Here is a 1,509-nt window from a genome sequence, read left to right as displayed (position 1 = left end):
AAAAAAGACATCCCAGGTGCTTGAGTGTCAAGCGGCGGCGGTGTCGGTGACGTGCGGGGACCAGGCGGTGGTCTCGTCGTAGGTTGTTTTGGTTTTCAGGCAGCCGTGGAGGATGCCGACGAGGCGGTTGGCGAGCTGGCGTAGTGCGGGGTGGTGATCGAGTCCTCGAGCGCGGTGATGGTCGTAGTAGGCGCGGGCGCCGGCTGAGACGGTCAGGGCGCTGAAGGCTTGACGCAGGAGGGCGTCGATGAGTCGATCGTTGTGCACGAACCGGGCGGCGACGATCTTCTTTTTGCCGGAGGCCCGGGTGATCGGGCTGGTGCCGGCGTAGTTCTTGCGGGCCTTCGCCGAGGTGTAGCGGTCGTGGGCGTCTCCGAACTCGGCCAGCACCCGGGCACCCAGAATCACGCCCATCCCGGGTTGGGACAGCACGATCTCAGCGTCCGGGTGCTTGCCGAAATGCGCCTCCACCTGCCCCTGCAGTTCAGCGATCTGTTTGCAGAGCGTGATCAGCACGCTGATCGAGGCCCGCGTGGTGGCTGCGTAGGCGGTGTCGATCACGGCGTCGCGACGCAGGTGTTCACCGCGCAGCACGTCCCGGATGCGGGCTGCTTTCGCGTCGACGTCTCGGCGGCGGGCACGGCTGAGAGCGGCGCGGATCTGCTTGAGTGACAACCTGGCCGCCGCGACGGGCTCGGGTGCCTTGCCGAGCAGTTCGAGCGTGTCAGCTGCGGTGAGGTCGTCGAACGCCTCCAGTGCCGCGGGGAAGTATTCGCGCAGCGCGTGCCGCAGTCTCTGGACCTGCCGAGTACGATCCCAGATCAACGTCTTATGCGCTCGCGCAACCACTTTCAGCGCCTCAGCGGCCTCGCTGTCGGGGGCGACCGGCCGCAACTGATGCGAGTCGGTGCGCACCATGTCAGCCAGCACATGCGCATCCGCAGGATCGCTCTTGGCACCTGAGACCGCATGCCGGTCCCGATACCGGGCCGCCTGCAACGGGTTGACCGCATACACCACGTAACCGGCAGCGATCAGCGCCGCGACCCACGGGCCACGGTCGGTTTCGATTCCGACCGTCACCTCACCAGGGCCATCATCATCGCCGAGGTGCTCGGCCACCAGCGCGTGAAACCTCCCGATCCCGATCACGCCCTCGGGCAGCCGGGCTCTGGCCAGCCTGCGTCCGGCCGAGTCCATCAACTCGACGTCGTGATGATCCTCGGCCCAGTCGTCTCCGATGAACAGAACCACCGATTCTCCCGTCCCTCAACCGGTATCAGTGACAACGGCAGCGTTCGGGAGAACTCTCGGCGCCCTAATGAATCAGTGCTCACGCCCGTGTCGGCGGGCACGACATCCCATCAGCGATCCATCCTCCCGGTCGACCGGCGGGGGCACGATCTTTTTTCAGGACTCGATGTCCCGGGGGCAAACAGTGCTCACCCGCCCGCCGCTACCGGCAGTGAGTCTGCCGTATCGGCGGACTCACTACATCCCATTAGGGGG

At 65.9% G+C, this 1,509-nt stretch carries 1 protein-coding gene; it reads right to left on the bottom strand.

The features are described 5' to 3' along the window. Positions 1-27: 27 nt before the first annotated feature. Positions 28-1,254, bottom strand: a complete 1,227-nt coding sequence (locus ON26_RS27280; RefSeq protein WP_040800444.1) for an IS110 family RNA-guided transposase — start codon at positions 1,252-1,254, stop codon at positions 28-30. Positions 1,255-1,509 lie beyond the last annotated feature (255 nt).

The sequence above is a fragment of the Nocardia higoensis NBRC 100133 genome, assembly GCF_000308595.1.
In the GTDB taxonomy this organism is placed as follows: Bacteria; Actinomycetota; Actinomycetes; order Mycobacteriales; family Mycobacteriaceae; genus Nocardia; species Nocardia higoensis.
This window is presented reverse-complemented; position numbering and strand designations above follow the sequence as displayed.